The organism is Rhodanobacter thiooxydans (assembly GCF_030291135.1).
Lineage (GTDB): Bacteria > Pseudomonadota > Gammaproteobacteria > Xanthomonadales > Rhodanobacteraceae > Rhodanobacter > Rhodanobacter thiooxydans_A.
In genome coordinates this window covers 603372-622170 of the sequence record NZ_CP127409.1, presented here as the reverse complement: position 1 = coordinate 622170, position 18799 = coordinate 603372, and the positions used below count along the sequence as shown (strand labels likewise).

Sequence of the window (18799 nt, the reverse complement as noted above, 5' to 3'; positions counted from 1 at the left end):
CAGTGCCCCGCAGCGCAAGCCGCTCAATGCAGCTTGAACGGATACAGCGGCGGCAACCCGGAGTCCTCGCTGGCTGCCGCGGCACGCCAGGCAAAGCCGCGCTTGAACGCCTCGGCCAGGTTCGTGCCGGCATCCGGCGCCGGCGCGCCGGCGTAACGACGCTGCTGCAGCGCGTCGATGGCGGCGCGTTGCGCGGCATCGTCGAGCGCTGCGGCCAGCTCGCCCAGATGCTGGATCGCCGGCCGCTCCGCCCGCGCCCAGGCCAGCAGGCTGTGTACCTGCGCGGCCGGGTCGCCACCGCGTGCCGCGGCGAGGAAGGCCAGCTGGCTGTTGCGCGCCGAGGTGCGCGCTGCGGCCGGCGGTGTCGCCGACGGAACGCGGCGACGGCGCCGCCACAACCACCAGGTCAGCGCGCTGAGCAGCCACAGGCCGAGGCTGGCCAGCGCAATCCAGCGCCAGGGCGTGGATGCCGGCGCGGCGGCAAGGCCAGGTGATGCAGCCACCTCGTCATGCACCTGCGCCGTTGCGGCGGGTGCCGGCGTGGCCGCCGCACCGATCGCCGGCAGCACGCTGACGCTGTGCGCGGGGATCTGCGCCACTTCCATCTTGTCGGTCAGCACGTTCCACCACTTCAGCGTGGTGGCGGGAATGGTCAGCGTGCCGGCGCGTTCGGGCACGATCGCGAACGACTGCTGGCGCCGACCGATGATCCACTGGCCGTCCTGGCGGTTGCCGGTGACCGGCTTGTCCGGGTACACCGTGGCGCCGTCCAGCGGCGGCAGGCTCAGCGCCGGCAGCGCCTCGTACGACAGGCCGGTGGCTTCAAGGGTCATGGTCAGGTTCAGTGGCTGGCCGACCCGCGGCGACGCATCCCGCGCGGTGGGCCAGCCGTCCAGACTCAGGCTCAGCTGGCGTGCCGGCAACCACGCGCTGCCGCCCCAGTCGGCCGGCGCCGGTTTCACCTCGATGGTCTGCGCGGGCGCGCTGGCGCTGACCGGCACGGTGGCGCCAAAAAAGCTGTTGGGGTCGCGCGGATCGGCGGCCTCGCCCTGGAAATCCACCGGAGGGATCTCGATCTGCCCGGCGTGCTGCGGGATCAGCGCGTAGCGTTGTTCCAGCACGTGATAGGTACGACCACCACGCTCCGCGTCGTAGTTCAGGCCCTTGCCGAGCGCGCTGACTTCCACGCCGTCGGCCTGCGGCGGTGACGGCGCGTCGCCGCCGATGCGGTTGGCGTAGTACAGGCGCACCACGTAGGTCAGTTGCTGGCCGACGTAGCCGTGCGCCGGCTCGACCTGCGATTCCATGAAGACGTCGCGCTGGGTGGCAGCGGCGGCGGCCGGGTCCGGCGCGGTCACGGTGAGCTGCAGCGGCGCGGTGCGGCCGCCGGCCACGCTCAGCGCGGGGATCTGCAGCACGCCGACGTGGCGCGGCCGCAGCGCCACGCCGAAGGTCAGTTCCGAGCTGGCCTTGCCGTTGATGATGCTGAGGCTGTTGTTCTGCGAGGTGCCGAGCAGCTGGAAATCCTGGTTCAGCGCGCGCAGATCGGGTGCGACGACGCCGCCGGTGTCGCCCTGCACGCGCACGTTGAGCGTCACCGTCTCGCCCAGTTGCACGTGGTCGCGGTCCAGCGTGGCGGTCACCGCGGCCGCACTGGCCAGCGCCGGAATCGACGCCAGCATCAACAGGCAGCTGCACACGACATGTCGGAACTTCACGGCTGTTGATCCTCGCTCGGCGCGCCGCCGTGGCGCTGCTGGTATTCCAGTTCGAACTTGCGCCGCAGCAGCGCGCCGGGATCATCCGGCACGCGCTGCAGGGCGTGGCGCAGGTCGGCCGGCAACTTCGCCTGCGGGTCGTCCTTGGCCAGCGCGCCGAGCTGGTGCCCGGCCTTGCTGTCGCCCGGTTTCGCCAACGCGGCGTCCATCTGCTGCTTCAACGCCTGTCGCGCCTGTTCCGCTTGCGCCTTCTGCTCGGCCTGCTGCTGCGCGGTCTGCGGTTTGGGTTGACCGGCGACGCCCTGCTCGGACTTGCCCTGCTGCGATGCGTTGTTGCCGGACGGATCCTGCTGCGACTTGCCGTCCTGGCCCGGCTGGCCGGACGGCTCGGCGTTCTTCGATGTGGATGACTGATCCTTCGCATCCTGCTTGCCGCTCCTGCCCTGCTCGCCTTGCGACGACTGATTCTGCTTGCCGCCGTGGCCCTCATGCTCCTTCTGGTCCGACGGCTGTTGTTGCTGCCGGCGCAGCCAGTCCTCGACCGCCTGGCGGTTCGCCTTCGCGTCGGCGTTGGCCGGGTCGAGCTTCAGCGCATGGTCGTAGGCTGCGAGCGCCTGCTGGTACTCGCCCTGCTTCGCCAGCGTGTTGCCCAGGTTGTACGCCGCGTCGCTGCCGGGCGCCTGCGGCAGCGCCTGCGCCGCGGCGGCGTAGTCGCCGGCGCGGTACGCCGCCACACCACGCCAGGCCGGATCGCGCGCGAGCTGTTGCGCCCGCTTCGCGTCGCCCGCGTGCAAGGCTTGCGCGGCCTGCTGGTCGGGGCGCTGCCACAGGTCGCGCCAGCTCGTCGCCGCGGCCGTGCCCGGCCACAGCGGCAACACGACCAGCGGCAGCAACAGCAGCCAGCCGCGGCGGAACGCCAGCGCCACCAGCGGCAGCAAGGGTAACAGCAGCCAGGCGCCGCGATCCTGCCACTGATCGCCGACCTGCCCTTCCGCCAAGGTTGTTTTCGCGCTGCGCAGTTGCGCATGCAGCGCGTCGACGTCGCGCTGGTCCGCACTCATCGCCACGTAGCGACCGCCGCCGGCCGCGGCCAGCGCGGCAAGTGCCGCATCATCGCGGCGGGCCAGCAGCATGCCGCCCTGCGCGTCGCGCAGGAAGCCGCCGTCGGGCAGCGGCACCGGCCCACCCTGCGGCGTGCCCACGCCCAGCACCGACACCCGTACCCCGGCTGCCTGCGCCTTGCGCGCGGCGGCCTCGGCCGCGGCATCAGCCTGGTCGGTGATCAGCACCAGCGAACCGCCGCCGGCCTTGCCGCCCTGGATCAGGGCCACGCCGCGCTCGATCGCCGCCGCCGCGTTGTCGCCATCCACCGGCATGGTGTCCGGCGCCATCGCCGCAAGCAGGTCGTCGAGGCTGTGCGCATCGGCGGTTAGCGGCGCCACCACGAAGGCCTCGCCGGCGTAGCCGATCAGCGCGTTCAGGCCGTCCTGGTTGGCGTGCAGCAGATCGCGCGCCTTGTAGCGCGCGCGATCGAGCCGGCTCGGCGTCACGTCGCGCGCCAGCATGCGCTGCGACAGCGAGATCGCCACCACCTGCGCCGCGCGGCTCGCATACAGCGGCTGCTCGACACGGCTCCAGGTCGGCCCGGCCAGGGCCAGCGCGCAGAGTGTCCAGCCCAGCGCGAACAGCCACAGCGGCAGGCTGCGATTGCCGGCGCGCCCACGCAGCAGATGCGGCAGCAATTCGGCATCGACCAGCCGCGACAGTTCCACCTGCGCCACGTTGCGGCGCACGCCGAACCAGCCCAGCAGCGGCAACAGCAGCAGCGCGGCCAGCCACCACGGCCGCAGGAAATGGAATTGCTGCAGCAGTTCGCTCATGCCGGCAACTCCCGTGCACGGGCGAAGCGGCGCGGCACGATCACCAGCAACAGCAGCGCCATCGCGGCCAGCAACGGCCAGCGGAACAGTTCACGCCGCGGCCGCAGGCTGGGGCCGTGCTGCGGCATCGGTTCCAGTGCGTCGATCGCGCGGTAGGCCTCGGCCAGCTCGCCGCTGTCGGTGGCGCGGAAGAAGCGCCCACCGGTCTCGTTGGCGATGTCGGTGAGCATGTCCGCATCCAGGTCGGCCGAGGGATTGACCAGCTGGCTGCCAAAGAAACCGGGGATGCGCATGCGCGTGGCGCCGATGCCGATGGTGTAGATGCGCACGCCGGCGGCTTTCGCCGCGCGTGCCGCGTCGCGCGGCGCGATGCTGCCGGCGTTGTTGACGCCGTCGGTGAGCAGCACCAGCACGCGCGCCTGCTCGGGCAGCGCGGCCAGCCGCTTCACCGCCACCGCGATGGCGTCGCCGATCGCCGTCTCGGTGCCGGCCAGCCCCACCGCCGCGCCCTGCAGTTGCGCGCGCACCGCGCTGAGGTCGTAGGTCAGCGGTGTCACCAGGAAGGCCTGGCTGCCGAACAGGATCAGCCCCATCTCGTCGCCGCTGCGGCGGCTGATGAAATCGCCAGCGATTGCCTCGACCGCGCCGAAGCGGCTGACGTCCTGGCCAGCCAGCTGCATGTCGCCGGTACGCATGCTGCCGGACAGGTCCACCGCCAGCATCAATGCACGGCCGCTGCGCTGCTGCGCCTGCGCCGGCCCCACCCATTGCGGCCGCGCCGCCGCAGTCAGCAGGCACAGCCAGGCCAGCGCCAGCAGCCACGGCGTGGCGCCGTACGCGCGGCTGCCGGCGACCGTCGCCAGTCGCACGCCCGGCTGCGGCAGATGCAGCGCCTGTCCCGGCGCGGCCGGGCGCAGCCAGCGCCGCAGCAGCCACGGCAGCGGCAGCAGCACGATCACCCAGGGCCAGGCGAACTCAGGCATCGACGCGCTCCGTCGCGGCCGGCTTCCACGCCGCGGGCTTCAGCGCCAGCTGCAGCCAGCGGCGCACGGCGGCGATCGCGGCCGCGTGATCGAACGCGGTCGGCGGCCGATAGATCTGTTGGTCCAGCGCCAGCAATCGTTCCAGCGTAGCGGCGTCGACCGGCACCCGCGCCAGCGTTCGCCGCCAGGCGTCGCCGCGTTGCTGCACCGCCAGCGCATCGTGCCGGCGCGCCACCCGGCGCAGCAGCTGGTGCAACTCACCCGCCAGCACTGCTGCATCGCCGTCGCGCTGGTGCTGCTGCGCCAGCCGATCGAGTTCCCGCAGCACCTGCCGGCGCTGATGCAGCGCGCGGCGGTAACGACGCCACCACCCGATGCCAGCCAGCAGCAATGCCAGCGCCAGTACGGCGAGCAGCCACCAGCCCGGTGCCGGCGGCCACCACGACGGCTCGGGCGGCAGGTGGATGTCGCGCAGCTGCGGACCGGGCGACGGTGCGGGCGGCAGCGTCATCGTGCCGACCTCCGTCCACCGAGCAGACCGCTGGCCGCATCGAAGGCATCGGCGGCGGTGTCGATGCTGTTCCAGCGCAGGCCCAGCGCCTGCGCCAGCTCGCCCAGTCGAGCCGGACCGGCACCCAGCGCGCGCTGGAAATCGTTGCGCTGACGTTCGGACTGCAACAGCACTTCGCAGCGTTCGCCGGCATGCTCCAGCGGATAGCGTCCCGGCGGGGCCGGCGCCCGTTCCAGCGCATCTGCCACCACCAGCACGCTGACCCCGGCATGGCGGCCCAGGTCGAGCAGGCGCTGCCGCGCCGATGCGTCGCAGCTGAAGCCGTCACTGACCAGCAGCACGCGACTGGCGCCGTGCAGCACGCGACTGGCGCGGGCCAGCGCCTCGGACAACGGCTCGACCCGTTCGGATACCGGCTGCGCGTCCCACTCGGCCAGCGCGCCGCACACCGCCAGCGCACCGCGCGGCCCGGCCTGCGGACGCAGCAGTTGTTCGGCGTGACCGAACGCCATCATGCCGACCCGCTCGCCGGCACGCACCGCGTACCATGCAGCGGCGGCGGCGGCACGCGCCGCCTGCACCGACTTGAAGCGCACCCGCGTGCCGAAACGCATGCTGGCATGGGTGTCGAGCAAGATCAGCAGGCAGCCTTCGCGGTCTTCCTGGAACAGCTTGGTGTGCAGCTTGCCGCTGCGCGCGGTGAGCCGCCAGTCGAGCCGGCGCACGTCGTCGCCCGCCTGGTAGACGCGCGACTCGGCGTAGTCCATGCCACGGCCGTATAGACGGCTGGACTGCTGGCCGCTGCGTGCGGCACGGCTGAGCAGCGGCGCCAGGCGCACGCGGCCGACCCGTGCGCGCAGCGCGATCAGTTCGGCCAGCGCGACCTGACTTCGGCCATCGCCGTCCGTACGATGTGGCGCGACGGCGTTCACGGCAGCGGCACGAGATCCAGCAAGCGGTCGATCACCTGGTCCGGCCGCACGCCCTCGGCCTCCGCCTCGTAGCTGAGCAGCACGCGATGGCGCAGCACTTCGTGGGCGATCGCGTGCACGTCTTCCGGCAATACGTAATCGCGGCCGGCCAGCCACGCCTGCGCGCGCGCGCAGCGGTCCAGCGCGATGGTGGCGCGCGGGCTGCCACCCCAGGCGATCCAGCGCTTCAGCTCCGGCCCGTAGCGGCCGGCATCGCGGGTGGCCAGCACCAGCTGGGTCAGGTATGCCTCCAGCGCCGGCGCCATGTGCACCGCCATCGCCGCATCGCGCGCGGCGAATACGTCGGCCTGGCTGAGCAACGCCGGCGGCGCGGCAACCGGGTGGGCACGACGACTGGCCTGCTCGCGCGCCAGCTTGAGGATGGCCAGTTCGGCGACTGCATCGGGATAGCCGATCGTCACGTGCATCAGGAAACGGTCGAGCTGGGCTTCCGGCAGGGTGAACGTGCCTTCCTGCTCGATCGGGTTCTGCGTCGCCATCACCATGAACAGCTCGGGCAGCTGCCAGGTGCGGCGGCCGACAGTGATCTGCTGCTCGGCCATCGCCTCCAGCAGTGCGGACTGCACCTTGGCCGGCGCGCGGTTGATCTCGTCGGCCAGGACGATGTTGTGGAACAGCGGGCCGCGTTCGAACTCGAAGCTGCCGGACTGCGGGCGGAACACGTCGGTACCGGTGAGATCCGCCGGCAGCAGGTCGGGGGTGAACTGCACGCGGTGGAAGTCCGCCTCGATGCGCGCCGCCAGCGCTTTCACCGCCGTGGTCTTGGCCAGGCCCGGTGCGCCCTCGACCAGCAGGTGGCCATCCGCCAGCAAGGCCACCAGCAGGCAGTCGATCAGGTGCGGCTGGCCGATGATGCATTGCTGCAGGTCGTCGCGCAGTCGCGTGAATGACTGCTGCAGGCGGTTTGGCGGCGTGGTTTCAGGCATGTCCATGGGCGGGTTCCGTTCTTGACGTGACAGCAGCGCGACCCGGGCGCTGCGGCACCGGATGGCGTGCTACAGACCATCGGCTAGCCAGGAAGTTTAACCGGCCATCGGTGATTTCCCGGCACGCATAAAAAAAGAGGCGGCCGAAGCCGCCTCTTTTCACTGCAAGCTTGCGCGATTACTGCAAGGTATCGCTGAGGATGCGTGGCGTCACGAAGATCAGCAGCTCGGCCTTGGTGTTGGTCCGCGAGGTCTTGCGGAACAGCACGCCGACGCCGGGGATGTCTCCCAGGCCGGGCACCTTGGTCATGGTGTTGGCCTTGTTGATCTCGTAGATGCCACCCAGCACCACGGTCTGCCCGTTGTCGACCAGCACCGAGGTGTTGATCTCGCGGGTGTCGATGGTCGGGATCTTGCCGCTTCCCGGGGCGTCCACGTAACCGGCCAGCGCATCCTTCTTGACGTTGATCGTCAGGTAGACGCGATTGTCGGCGGTGATCGTCGGGGTCACCTTCAGCTCCAGCACGGCGTCCTTGAACTGCACCGTGGCGGTACCGCTGCCGGCGCCGCTGCCGGCGCTGTTCTGGAACGTGACGTAGCCGATTTCCTGGCCCTGGCGGATCACCGCTTCCTGCTGGTTGGCGGTGATCACGCGCGGGCTGGAGATCACCTCGCCACGACCCTCGGTCTGCGCGGCGGAGAGTTCCAGGTCGATCGCGTAATTGGCGCCGAGGATGGCCAGGCCGAAGGTGCCGGCCGCCGGGGTGACCGGCAGGTTCACGTTGAGGCCGCCCGAGGTCACGTTGCCACCACCGAGGCCCGCGGTCAGGGCCGGCGTGGCTGCCGCGGCGTTCTGGAACTCGGTGTTGTTGACCCGGCCGTTGACACCGAACTTGGCGCCCAGCTCGCGGGTGAAATCGTCGCTGGCAACCACGATGCGCGACTCGATCAGCACCTGCTGCACCGGCTTGTCCAGCACGGCGATCAGCTCACGCAACTGCTTGATCTTCTCCGGCGTGTCGTTGAGCAGCAGCGTATTGGTGCGCGTATCGAACGACACGCTGCCACGCGGCGACAGGAAACCGCGCTGGGTATTGGCACCGCCACTGCTGCCGCCGCCACCCTGCATGCTGCCGCTGGTCAGCAGCTTGGCGATATCGGACGCCTTGCCGTAGCTGATCGGCACATAGTCGGTGACCAGTTCGGCGGTGTCCTGCGCCTTCAGCTTGGCGTCGGCGAGGTCCTGCTCGTACTTGGCCAGTTCGGCCTGCGGCGCGACCCACACCACGTTGCCATTGCGGCGCTTGTCCAGACTCTTGGCACGCAGGATCACGTCCAGCGCCTGATCCCATGGCACGTTGACCAGGCGCAGAGTGACGCTGCCACCGACGCTGTCGGAGGCGACCAGGTTGAGGCCGGAGATGTCGGCGATCAGCTGCAGTGCCGAGCGCACCGGGATGTCCTGGAAGTTGAAGGTGACGCGCTTGCCGTTGTAGCTCGGCTCCTGGCCCAGCCTGGCCAGCTTGGCATCCTTGCTGGCGGTATCGACCTTCTTCGGCGCCACCTCGACCACGTACTGGTCGGCGGTCTGGTAGGCCGAGGTCTCGACATCACCCTTGACCGCGATTTCCATCCGCGCGCCACCGCCCATGCCGGCTCGGGTGACGATGGACTGCACCGGGGTGGCGAAGTCCAGCGTATCCAGGCGCTGGGCGAGGTTGGCCGGCAGGTTCGCGTGGTCGATGCTGACCAGCACCTTGTCGCCCTTGCGGGTCATGTCGGCATTCGCGCCGCTGCCGCTGAAGCTGATCAGCACGCGACCTTCGCCGTTCGGGCCGCGACGGAAGTCGATGTTGGAGATGGCCGGACCGGCCGACGACGACGGCAATGCCTTGGTCGGGTCGATCGTGGACGCGGTGGTCACCGACTGATCCGTGCTGCCGTTGTTGATGGTCAGCACCAGGCTGTTGCCTTCGACCCGCGAGCGGTAGCTCGACTCGCGCATCAGCTCGACCACCACGCGGGTGCGACCACCGGCCGCCACGGCGGATACGCCGGAAGTCGAGCCCTTGCCGATGTCCAGATGACGCGGGGCCGCGTTGTCGGTGTCGGCGAAGTCGACTGCAATGCGTGGCGGGTTGCCGGTGGTGAAGATCTTCGGCTGCGGCACCGGGCCATTGCCAAAGTCCATGTGCAGCTCGACGCTGCCGCCGGGCAGTGCGTCGTAGCTGATGTTCTTCAGCGTGGTGGTGGCTGCCATCGCAGCACTGGCCCAGGTGGCGCCGGCGATCAGCAGGCCCATCAACAAGTAACGGCTCGCATGGCGCATGACACGGCCCCGCACGGATTGGATTTGGTTGGTCATTGCATCAGCCCCTGTCTACCTATTTCGCGTCAAGCGCGATGCTGGCCGGACGTTCCATCCAGCCACCATTACCGTTGGATACCAGCTCGACCAGGTCGATATGGTCTTCGCTGATCGCAGTGATGTGCCCGTAGTTCTGACCCATGTACTCGTCGACATGGACACGATGGATCACACCACCCGGGTCCTTGACCAGCACTTCCATAGCCGCACCGGTACCGATCGTGCCGACCATCTTCAGGCTGTCCAGAGCAAACAGCTCCAGCGGCTGCTTGGCGCGATTGGCGTCCGGCCGCGGACCACTGGCGGCGGCGCTGTTGTCCAGCTCGGCCGTGCTCGGGCTGAACGGGTCACGCCGGTCCTGGTCGTCGTACTTGAATGTCTCGAAGGTCTTGATCACCGGCAGCGGCTGGATCGGCGCGCCCTTCTTGGCCTTTTCCTGGGCGACCCAGGTGCGCAGGTCGGACATGCCGCGGGTGCAGCCCGCCAGCACCAGCGCGATGCCCAGCATCAGCAGGAGGCGCACCATGCGGGCCGGTTTGATGGCAGTCAGCATGTTCATCATTTCGCCCCCCCCGCCTTCTTCTTGCCGGCGCCCGCGGTGGAGCTCTCTTCATCGTCCAGGTAACGGTAGGTCTTCACGGTACCCTGCAGCACGAGTTGGCCGTCCGAGCTACCGCCGCTCTTGCTGGGCGTCTTGGGGGTCAGCGAGACATCGTGCAAGGTCAGGATCACCACCCGCGGCAACGAGGCCACGCCGCTGATGAAGGCGCCGAACTGATGATAGGTACCGCTCATGCGCAGCGTGATCGGCTTCTCCGCATAGAAGTCCTTCGGTGTCTCCGGACCCGGCTGGAACAGCTCGGTCTCCAGACCCGCGGACTGCGCGGTCTGCGAGATGTCGATCAGCAGTTCGGGCATCTCGGTCTTGCTGGGCAGCTGGCGCAGCAGCTGGCGCAGCATGTCCTGCATCTCGTCGAGCTGCTGCTGCAGCGCCTCCAGGTTGACCGACTTGGCTTGCTTGGTGGAGAACTCCTGCTTGAGCTGGTTCTCCTTGCCGACCAGCGTATTCAGGCTGTCCTGCTGGTCACTGACGAAAAAGTACCAGCCGACCAGCAATACAAGGCCCAGCAGCAAGGCGGTGAAGAAAATCTTGACCGATTGCGGCCAGCCGCCGACGTTGTTGCGGTCCAGGTTCTGGATATCGTTCAGGAAACTCATGAGCCGGCACCTCCCGTGGCAGCTGGCGCACTCACCGGCCTGGTTCCCGGGGTGGCCGCCGTCGCCGGCTTCGCCGGAACCGCGGGCGCCGCCGAGGCCGCCGGGGCCGCGCTGGAACTGGTACCGGCTGGCAGCACCGGCATCTTGCCGTCGGTTTCGTCCGTCTTCGGCTTGCTCAGCAGCACGTTCAGGCCGAACTCGTACGGCATGCGGGTGCCGTTATGCGTGTTTTCGGTCTTGCGCAGATCGGCGTGGCCCATCCACGGCGAACCCTCGATGTTGCGCATGTACTCGGCGACACTGGCGTTGGATTGCGCCACACCGTCGAGCGACATCGACTGGCCACCCTGTTTCAGCCCGGTCAGCCGCGCGCTGGTGGGAATCGTCTTCACCAGTTCGTCGAACAGGTGCACCATCTGCGAGCGATCCGCCTGCAGTTGCTCGATGATCTGCTTGCGCGCGAGCAGGTGCTCGCGCACTTTTTCCAGATCCTTGATCTTGGCAATGCGCACGTCGAGCTGCTTGATCTCGGTCTGCAGGTAGGCGTTGCGATCGTTCTGGTTGTCGATGCGCTGATCCATCCAGAACACCCACAGCAGCAGCACACCCAGCCCCGCCACGAAGGCGGTGACGAGCTGCATGTAGAACTCGCGTTCGCGTTGCTTGCGCCGTGCGGCGCGCCATGGAAGTAGGTTGACGTGTGCCATCAGTCGAAGCTCCTCAAGGCGAGGCCGACCGCAATCATCAATGCGGGGGCGTCCTGCGCCAGCGACTGTGCCTGTACCCGTGGCGACAGCGACATGCGGGCCAGCGGATTGGCGACGACGCAGGGCACGCCGAGCTGCTCTTCCAGCATCGGACCCAACCCCTCGATCGAGGCGCAGCCACCGGCCAGCACCACCTGGTCGACCTTGCTGTATTCGCTGCCGGCAAAGAAGAACTGCAGCAGGCGGCTGATCTGCTGGATCAGCGATTCCTTGAACGGTTCCAGTGCCTCGGTCTCGTAGGACTCGGGCAGGCCGCCCTTGCGCTTGGCGCGGCCGGCTTCCTCGTAGGAGAGCCCGAAGCGGCGCATGATCTCGTCGGTCAGCTGCTTGCCGCCGAACACCTGCTCGCGCGAGTAGATCGTGCGCTGGTTGCGCAGCACCGACAGGGTGGTCATGGTGGCGCCGATGTCGACCACCGCCACCAGCGCGTCGCGTCCCACGTTGAGCTGGTCGGCGATCATCGCGAAGGCGTTCTCCATCGCGAACGCCTCGACGTCGATCACCGCGGCGGTAAGCCCGCCCAGGTCCAGCGCGGCCACGCGCATGTCGACGTTCTCGGTGCGCGAGGCTGCCAGCAACACGCTGTTCATGTCGGGGTTGTCGCGGACCGGACCGAGCACCTCGTAGTCGAGGCTGACTTCGTCGATCGGGTACGGGATGTACTGGTTCGCCTCGACCTGGATCTGGCCTTCCAGGTCGTCGTCGGAAAGATCCCCGGTCATCGGGATGATGCGCGTGATCACGGCCGACCCGGCCACCGCGGCGGCGGCGTGCTTGAGCTTGGAGCCCGAGCGGGCCAGCGCGCGACGGATCGCATCACCCACCGCCTCGACCTCGACGATGTTCTTCTCGACCACGGCATTCGGCGGCAACGGCTCGACCGCGTAATGCTCAACGCGGTAACGGCCGCCGGCCTGACTTAGCTGCAGCAGCTTGACGGCAGTCGAACTGATGTCGACACCAATCAGCGCCGGCTTCTTCGGTGTAAAGAGCCCCACGGTGTTTCCCCCTTGCCGCTGACGCCCGTAGCCAGAGTCCTGGCGGAGTACGCAGTGGCATTAAATCGAAAAAATAACGTATTGGCAACGGTCTACGGCAACTTTCTCAAGTAATTGGCGTGATGCCCGCCACATTTAAGGCAAACCCCCTATTGGCCCGACCCTTGCTTTGCGGACGGCTTCCGCATTTGGTCGACCGCTGCTCATGCCCGGAATACTCCTACATCTATACTCTGTCATGTTTTGACTCAGGTCTCGCTATCCCCACACCATGCAAATTTTCAAACGCTTGTTGCGCTGGGCTCTGATCCTGGCCTTTTCCGGGTTGTTCCTGGCAGTTGTCGCGGTGGGTGTGGCGTATTGGCTGCTGGCGCCGAGGCTGCCCTCGGTGGCCGAGCTGAAGAACTATCCGATGCAGGTGCCGCTGCGCGTGCTGAGCGCCGACGGCAAGCTGATCGCCAGTTTCGGCGAGACCCGGCGCATCCCGGTGGACATCGAAAAAGTGCCGGACCGCCTCAAGCACGCCGTGCTGTCGGCCGAGGATGCGGACTTCTACCACCACCCCGGAGTGGACTGGCACGGCATCGCGCGCGCCGGCTGGCATGTGCTGGTGACCGGCGGCGACAAGGGCCCCGGCGGCTCCACCATTACCCAGCAGGTCGCCCGCAACTTCTTCCTGAGCCCCGAGAAGCTCTATTCGCGCAAGCTCACCGAGATCTTCATCGCGCTGCGCATCGAGCACGAACTCAGCAAGGACCAGATCCTCGAGTTGTACCTCAACAAGATGTTCCTCGGCCATCGCTCGTACGGCGTGGCCGCGGCCGCCGAGTACTACTACGGCAAGACGCTGGACCAGCTGACCGTGGCCGAATGTGCACTGATCGCCTCGACCTTCCAGCTGCCGTCGGTGGTCAACCCGATCAACAGCCCGAAGCGCGCCATCGCCCGACGCAACTGGGTGCTGGGCGAAATGCTGCGCCACGACTACATCACCAAAGCCGTGTACGAGCAGGCGATTGCCGAACCGAACCACGCCTACCCGCACGAACAGCCGATCGAGGTGGACGCCCCCTACCTGGCCGAGATGGTGCGCCGGCAGGTGCTCGACCGCTTCGGCAACGACGCGCTGACCGAAGGTTACGTGGTCCGGACCACGCTGCAGAGCGGCCGCCAGCAGGCCGCCGTGGAAGCGCTGCGCGACGGGCTGGTCGCCTATGACCGCCGGCATGGCTGGCGCGGACCGGAAGCCCATCAGGACCTGCCGGCCGGCGCCGGCGAAGCGGATCTCGACGGCCTGCTGTCCGGTTACGTCAGCGTCTCCGGCATGCAGCCGGGCATCGTCACGGCCAGCGACGCGAAGCAGGCCACGGTTTACCTGTCCAGTCGCGAGAGCGTGATCCTCGACCTGGCCGCCGTCAGCTGGGCACGTCCGCACATCAATGACGACCGCGTCGGCGCCGCACCGAGCCGGGTCGACGGTGTGCTCAAGCGCGGCGACATCATCCGGCTGGCACGCGACGACAAGGGCGAGTGGCAGCTGGCGCAGATCCCCGCCGCGCAGGCGGCACTGGCCTCGATCGCGCCAGAGGACGGCTCGATCCAGGCGCTGGTGGGCGGCTTCAACTTCGTGCGCAGCAAGTTCAACCGGGCCGTGATGGCAGCGCGCCAGCCCGGCTCCAGCTTCAAGCCCTATCTGTACTCCGCCGCGTTCGACCGCGGCTTCACCCCGGCTTCGATCATCAACGACGCGCCGCTCGCCCTGCCCGACCCGTCGCGCCCGAACGGGATCTGGACACCGTCCAACGACGACGACAAGTTCGCCGGACCGATGCGCCTGCGCGAGGCGCTGGTGCAGTCCAAGAACCTGGTCTCGGTACGCCTGCTCGACGCCATCGGCGTGCGCTACGTGCGCGAATACGCCACCCGCTTCGGTTTCTCGCAGGATGCGATCCCGGCCAACCTGTCGATGGCGCTGGGCACCGCCTCGGTGTCGCCGATGGGCATGGCCCGCGGCTACGCGGTGTTCGCCAACGGCGGCTACCTGGTCACCCCGTACTTCATCCACGAGATCGACGACCGCAACGGCCAGCCGGTCTATGTGGCCAACCCCGCGCGCGCCTGCCGCAACTGCCAGGAGCGCCTGCTCGACACGCAGCCGCCCGGCCCGCCGCCGGCCGGGATGAACCCCGCGCCAGCCAACAGCCTGGCCAGCGCCTCGTCCGCGGCGCCAGCGGAGTCCAGCAGCGTCGACGGCGTCGGCGACGCGGTGCTGCCGGCCGACGCGCACGGCGATGGCGCGCACCCGCCGGTACTTGCACCGCACGTGATCGAGGCGCGCAACGACTACCTGGTGACCTCGCTGATGAAGGACGTGATCCTGCGCGGCACCGGCTCGGCCGCACGCGCACTGGGGCGCGACGACCTGGCCGGCAAGACCGGCTCCACCAACGATCACCGCGACGCCTGGTTCGTCGGCTTCGATGGCGAACTGTCGACCGCCGTGTGGGTGGGCTTCGACGACTACAGCTCGCTCGGCCGCGGCGAGTTTGGCGCCAAGGCCGCGCTGCCGATCTGGATGTCCTACATGGGCAGCGTGCTCAAGGGCCAGCCGTCGAGCACGTTGCCGATGCCGCCGGGAATCAGTACGGTACTGATCAATCGCTACAGCGGCCTGCCTGCGGCATCGGGCGATCCGGACGGCATCAACGAGATGTTCAAGGTGGAAGACATCGACCGGTTGCGCAGCCAGGCCGCCCAGCAGAAGGAGCAGGACCAGCAGCACGCCTACGACATCTTTTGAGCCTTCGACGCAGCTTCCGGCACAAGGAAGCTGCCGGTTACCGATCGATGAGGAGCGCGCCATGTCCCGAGGCGAACACCACCGCATCCATGCGCACGACCGCCTGCAGCGCAATCGCCTGCGCGTCGCCCAGGAAGCCGCGCGGCTGATGAGCGAACACGGCATCCGCGACTTCCACCATGCCAAGCTGAAGGCCGCCGAGCGGCTCGGCATCCTCGACACGCAGGCGCTGCCGCGCAACCTGGAGATCGAGCAGGCGCTGCGCGAGCACCAGCGCCTGTTCCTCGCCGACAGCCAGCCGCAGCTGCTGCGCCAGCGCCGCGAGGCGGCGGTCGAGGCGATGCGTTTCCTCGCCGCGTTCGAGCCGCGCCTGGTCGGCAGCGTGCTCGAAGGCACGGCCGACGCGCACTCGGCGGTCTGCCTGCACGTGTTCAGCGACGATCCGGAAGCAGTCGCGCTGTACCTGCGCGAGCACGGCGTGCCGATCGAGGCCCAGGTGCGCCGGCTGCGCTACGGCCGCGACGACCAGCCCGAGTACCCGGTGCTGCTGTTCGCCGCCGACGAACTGCCGTTCGACCTCACCGTGCTGCCCCACGACGCGCTGCGCCAGGCCCCGCTGGACCGCGCCGACGACCGGCCGATGCGGCGCGCCTCGCTGGCCCAGGTGGAAATGCTGCTCGACGAGGACGCTGGGGAGACGTTCGAGCAACGGCTGGGCGCGGCGTTGCGCTGAGCCCGGGATATATCTTCCCACACAAAAAAAGCCCCGGCCAAGGCCGGGGCTTTTTCATCAGCGTGCGGCGGTCAGCGCTTCGCGGTCGCCACGTAGTCGCGCACGCCGGCGCCGGTATAGACCTGGCGCGGGCGGCCGATGCGCGATCCGGGTGTTTCGTGCTGCTCGATCCAGTGCGCGATCCAGCCGGCGGTGCGCGCGATGGCGAACATCACGGTGAACATCTCGGTCGGGATGCCCAGCGCCTTGTAGATGATGCCGGAGTAGAAGTCGACGTTCGGGTACAGCTTGCGCTCGACGAAATACTCGTCCTTCAGCGCCGCCTCTTCCAGCTTCATCGCCACGTCCAGCAGCGGGTCGTTGACGCCCAGCTCGGCCAACACCTTGTGGCACATCTCGCGGATGATCTTCGCGCGCGGGTCGAAGTTCTTGTACACGCGGTGGCCGAAGCCCATCAGGCGGAAGCTGTCGTTCTTGTCCTTCGCGCGCAGGATCGCCGACTCGACGTTGTCCGGCGTGCCGATCTCCTGCAGCTGCTTGAGCACCGCCTCGTTGGCGCCGCCATGCGCAGGACCCCACAGCGCGGTGATGCCGGCGGCGATCGACGCATACGGGTTCGCGCCGGTGGAGCCGACCAGGCGCACGGTCGAGGTGGAGGCGTTCTGCTCGTGGTCGGCGTGCAGGATGAACAGCAGGTCCAGCGCCTTGGCCGCGACCGGGTTCATCTGCAGCGGCTCGCTCGGCACCTCGAACATCATGTGCAGGAAGCGGTCGACGTATTCCAGGTTGTTGCGCGGATAGCGCATCGGCCAGCCGATCGAATAGCGGTAGCAGGCGGCGGCGATGGTCGGCATCTTGGCGATCAGGCGGATCGCGGCGAGCTTGCGGTCGGCCGGATCATCGACGTTGAGGTCATCGTGGTAGAACGCCGACAGCGAGGCCACCGCGGCGGCCAGCATCGCCATCGGATGCGCGTCGTGGTGGAAGCCCTGGAAGAAGTTCTTCAGCGACTCATGCAGCATCGTGTGATGCGCGACGTCGTGCTCGAAGGTGGCGAACTCGGCCGGCTTCGGCAGCTCGCCGTTGAGCAGCAGGTAGGCCACTTCGAGGAAACTGGAGTGTTCCGCCAGCTGCTCGATCGGATAGCCGCGGTACAGCAGCACGCCCTGGTCGCCGTCGATATAGGTGATCGCGCTCCTGGTGCTGGCGGTCGAGCCGTAGCCGGGGTCGAAAGTGTAGTGGCCGGTGTCCTTGTACAGCGTGGCGATGTCGATGCACGCCGGGCCGAGCGTGCCGCTGACCAGCGGCAGTTCGCTGCTGCGGTTGCTCGACTCATCCACCAGCTTGACGGTCTTGGGATCGGACACGGAAACCTCCTTACATGTGGGTCGTCGCCGCCGGCAACCGCCATGGCGGCGCCGTCCGGCGAGGGAATGTCGGCACTGCACGCCGGGGAAAGCACGCGGTGCGACGGACGCGGTGGCGTCAGTTCACTGACCATTATCGCACAAGGTCCCGTTTGCATTCGATGGCGAATGGTCGAATGGCAGACGCAAAAAGACACGGGGCAGGCCTGTGCCTGCCCCGTGTCCTGGATTGGTTCTGCGCGTCCGGCGCCAGGCGCCGACCGTTGCCGTCGATTATTCCTTGACGGAACCCGCATAGCGGCGACGGAACTTGTCGACGCGACCGCCGACGTCCAGCGTCTTCTGCTTGCCGGTGTAGAACGGGTGCGAATGGCTGGAGATATCCACCTTGATCAGCGGGTACTCATTGCCGTCTTCCCACTTGATGGTTTCCTTGCTGGACATGGTCGACTTGGTCAGGAACGCGAAGTCGGACGACAGGTCCTGGAACACCACCGGGATGTAGTTCGGATGGATATCAGGCTTCATGACTGGCTCTAAAGCGGTGGTGAAAAGAGCGGCATTGTAACGAGGAACCGGCGGCCCCTGCAAGTCCGCGCTCAATCCGGTACACCCAGCGCACGCCGCACCATCGCGGCGAAGCGGGACTGGTCCACTTCCAGCACGATGTTCGCCTGGGCCGGCCGGCCCAGACGGCCCTTCCAGTCGACCACGGTGGCGCCGCGGGTCAGGCGACCGTCCAGTTCCACCGCCACCGCCAGGGTCTCGCGTCGGGTCACGATGGACGGATCCAGCGCTACTGCCATCGCCAACGCGTCGGCGGCGACCAGCCCGTGGCGATCATGCTTCGCATTGTAGCGGCGCGCGGTGGCCACGATCCTGCCGAAGAAATCCGCGCGCCGGTCGCCGGCTGCCAGCCAGCGATCGAATTCGGCATCATCGAATGCGTGCCGCAGGGTGGCTTCCCAGTCGACCAGGTCGAATGCTGGGAACGCCTCGAACACCACGTGCGCCGCCTCCGGATCGAAACCGATGTTGAATTCGGCCGGCACCTTGCCGGTATTGCCGTGGCCGGTGACCGCGCCGCCCATCACCACGAGTCGCGCCACCCGCTCGGGCAAGCGGGGATCGAGCCGCAGCGCCAGCGCCAGGTTGGTCAGCGGCCCCAGCGCCACCAGGGTCAGCTCGCCCGGCCGCTCGCGGGTCAGCCTGAGCAGGGCCAGCGCGGCCGGTTCGTCGGCCAACGGCGCAGCCGGCTCGGCAAAGCCGACGTCGCCGAAACCGTCCTGGCCGTGCACGAACGCGGCGTCCTCGTCCGCCGCACGCACCAGCGGCACGGCGCAGCCGGCGAACACCGGCGTCACCGCACCGGCCAGGTCGACCAGGGTGCGCGCGTTGCGCACGGTATGGCCCAGGCCCACGTTGCCGGCGGCGATGCTGAGGCCGGCGATGTCGGCGTGGGCGTAGGCCATCAGGATGGCCAGGGCGTCATCGACGCCGGGGTCGGTATCGATCAGGAGTTGCGGCTTGCTCATGGA

Annotated in this window: 16 protein-coding genes; 2 read left to right on the top strand and 14 right to left on the bottom strand. The window is 68.3% G+C overall.

The window, feature by feature from the left end; genetic code table 11:
• Positions 1–23: 23 nt before the first annotated feature.
• From QQA13_RS02690 to QQA13_RS02640, 11 genes are all read right to left on the bottom strand, one after another.
• A complete protein-coding gene (locus QQA13_RS02690) occupies positions 24–1682 on the bottom strand; it encodes a BatD family protein (protein WP_108472012.1) in 1659 nt (552 codons plus the stop codon).
• A gap of 32 nt (positions 1683–1714) precedes the next feature.
• The gene (locus tag QQA13_RS02685; RefSeq protein ID WP_108471961.1) at positions 1715–3598 is read right to left on the bottom strand and encodes a tetratricopeptide repeat protein; all 1884 of its coding nucleotides are present in this window, start codon (positions 3596–3598) and stop codon (positions 1715–1717) included.
• On the bottom strand, positions 3595–4581 hold the full coding sequence (locus QQA13_RS02680) for a VWA domain-containing protein (protein WP_108471962.1): 987 nt from the start codon (positions 4579–4581) through the stop codon (positions 3595–3597). The genes QQA13_RS02685 and QQA13_RS02680 overlap by 4 nt, the downstream gene beginning before the upstream one ends.
• Entirely contained in the window at positions 4574–5092 is a 519-nt protein-coding gene (locus tag QQA13_RS02675; protein ID WP_108471963.1) for a DUF4381 domain-containing protein, read from the bottom strand. Before QQA13_RS02675 ends, QQA13_RS02680 begins: the two co-directional genes overlap by 8 nt.
• Positions 5089–6024: a DUF58 domain-containing protein gene (locus QQA13_RS02670; RefSeq protein WP_108471964.1), complete on the bottom strand. Its 936-nt coding sequence runs from the start codon at positions 6022–6024 to the stop codon at positions 5089–5091. The genes QQA13_RS02675 and QQA13_RS02670 overlap by 4 nt, the downstream gene beginning before the upstream one ends.
• Positions 6021–7016 carry an AAA family ATPase gene (locus tag QQA13_RS02665; protein ID WP_108471965.1) on the bottom strand — a complete coding sequence of 332 codons (996 nt, stop codon included), beginning with the start codon at positions 7014–7016 and terminating at the stop codon, positions 6021–6023. Before QQA13_RS02665 ends, QQA13_RS02670 begins: the two co-directional genes overlap by 4 nt.
• Positions 7017–7188: 172 nt before the next feature.
• A complete protein-coding gene (gene pilQ / locus QQA13_RS02660) occupies positions 7189–9339 on the bottom strand; it encodes a type IV pilus secretin PilQ (RefSeq protein ID WP_108471966.1) in 2151 nt (716 codons plus the stop codon).
• A gap of 55 nt (positions 9340–9394) precedes the next feature.
• Positions 9395–9937: a pilus assembly protein PilP gene (locus QQA13_RS02655; protein ID WP_108472013.1), complete on the bottom strand. Its 543-nt coding sequence runs from the start codon at positions 9935–9937 to the stop codon at positions 9395–9397.
• Positions 9937–10596: a type 4a pilus biogenesis protein PilO gene (locus QQA13_RS02650; protein ID WP_108471967.1), complete on the bottom strand. Its 660-nt coding sequence runs from the start codon at positions 10594–10596 to the stop codon at positions 9937–9939. The genes QQA13_RS02655 and QQA13_RS02650 overlap by 1 nt, the downstream gene beginning before the upstream one ends.
• Positions 10593–11303 (bottom strand): PilN domain-containing protein, encoded by a 711-nt coding sequence (locus QQA13_RS02645; protein ID WP_108471968.1) that lies wholly within the window; start codon positions 11301–11303, stop codon positions 10593–10595. Before QQA13_RS02645 ends, QQA13_RS02650 begins: the two co-directional genes overlap by 4 nt.
• Positions 11303–12361 carry a pilus assembly protein PilM gene (locus tag QQA13_RS02640; protein ID WP_108471969.1) on the bottom strand — a complete coding sequence of 353 codons (1059 nt, stop codon included), beginning with the start codon at positions 12359–12361 and terminating at the stop codon, positions 11303–11305. The genes QQA13_RS02645 and QQA13_RS02640 overlap by 1 nt, the downstream gene beginning before the upstream one ends.
• Positions 12362–12632: 271 nt before the next feature.
• On the opposite strand from QQA13_RS02640, the gene QQA13_RS02635 reads away from it, so the two are divergent.
• A complete protein-coding gene (locus QQA13_RS02635; protein ID WP_108471970.1) occupies positions 12633–15161 on the top strand; it encodes a penicillin-binding protein 1A in 2529 nt (842 codons plus the stop codon).
• 61 nt (positions 15162–15222) lie between these two features.
• Positions 15223–15894: a hypothetical protein gene (locus tag QQA13_RS02630; protein WP_108471971.1), complete on the top strand. Its 672-nt coding sequence runs from the start codon at positions 15223–15225 to the stop codon at positions 15892–15894.
• 71 nt (positions 15895–15965) lie between these two features.
• Here QQA13_RS02630 and QQA13_RS02625 read toward each other — a convergent pair whose 3' ends face one another.
• The 3 genes from QQA13_RS02625 to QQA13_RS02615 form a co-directional block, all read right to left on the bottom strand.
• On the bottom strand, positions 15966–17261 hold the full coding sequence (locus QQA13_RS02625) for a citrate synthase (RefSeq protein WP_108471972.1): 1296 nt from the start codon (positions 17259–17261) through the stop codon (positions 15966–15968).
• A gap of 273 nt (positions 17262–17534) precedes the next feature.
• Positions 17535–17789 (bottom strand): type B 50S ribosomal protein L31, encoded by a 255-nt coding sequence (locus QQA13_RS02620; protein ID WP_108471973.1) that lies wholly within the window; start codon positions 17787–17789, stop codon positions 17535–17537.
• A 71-nt stretch (positions 17790–17860) separates the two neighbouring features.
• On the bottom strand, positions 17861–18796 hold the full coding sequence (locus tag QQA13_RS02615; RefSeq protein WP_108471974.1) for a nucleoside hydrolase: 936 nt from the start codon (positions 18794–18796) through the stop codon (positions 17861–17863).
• Positions 18797–18799: the final 3 nt, after the last annotated feature.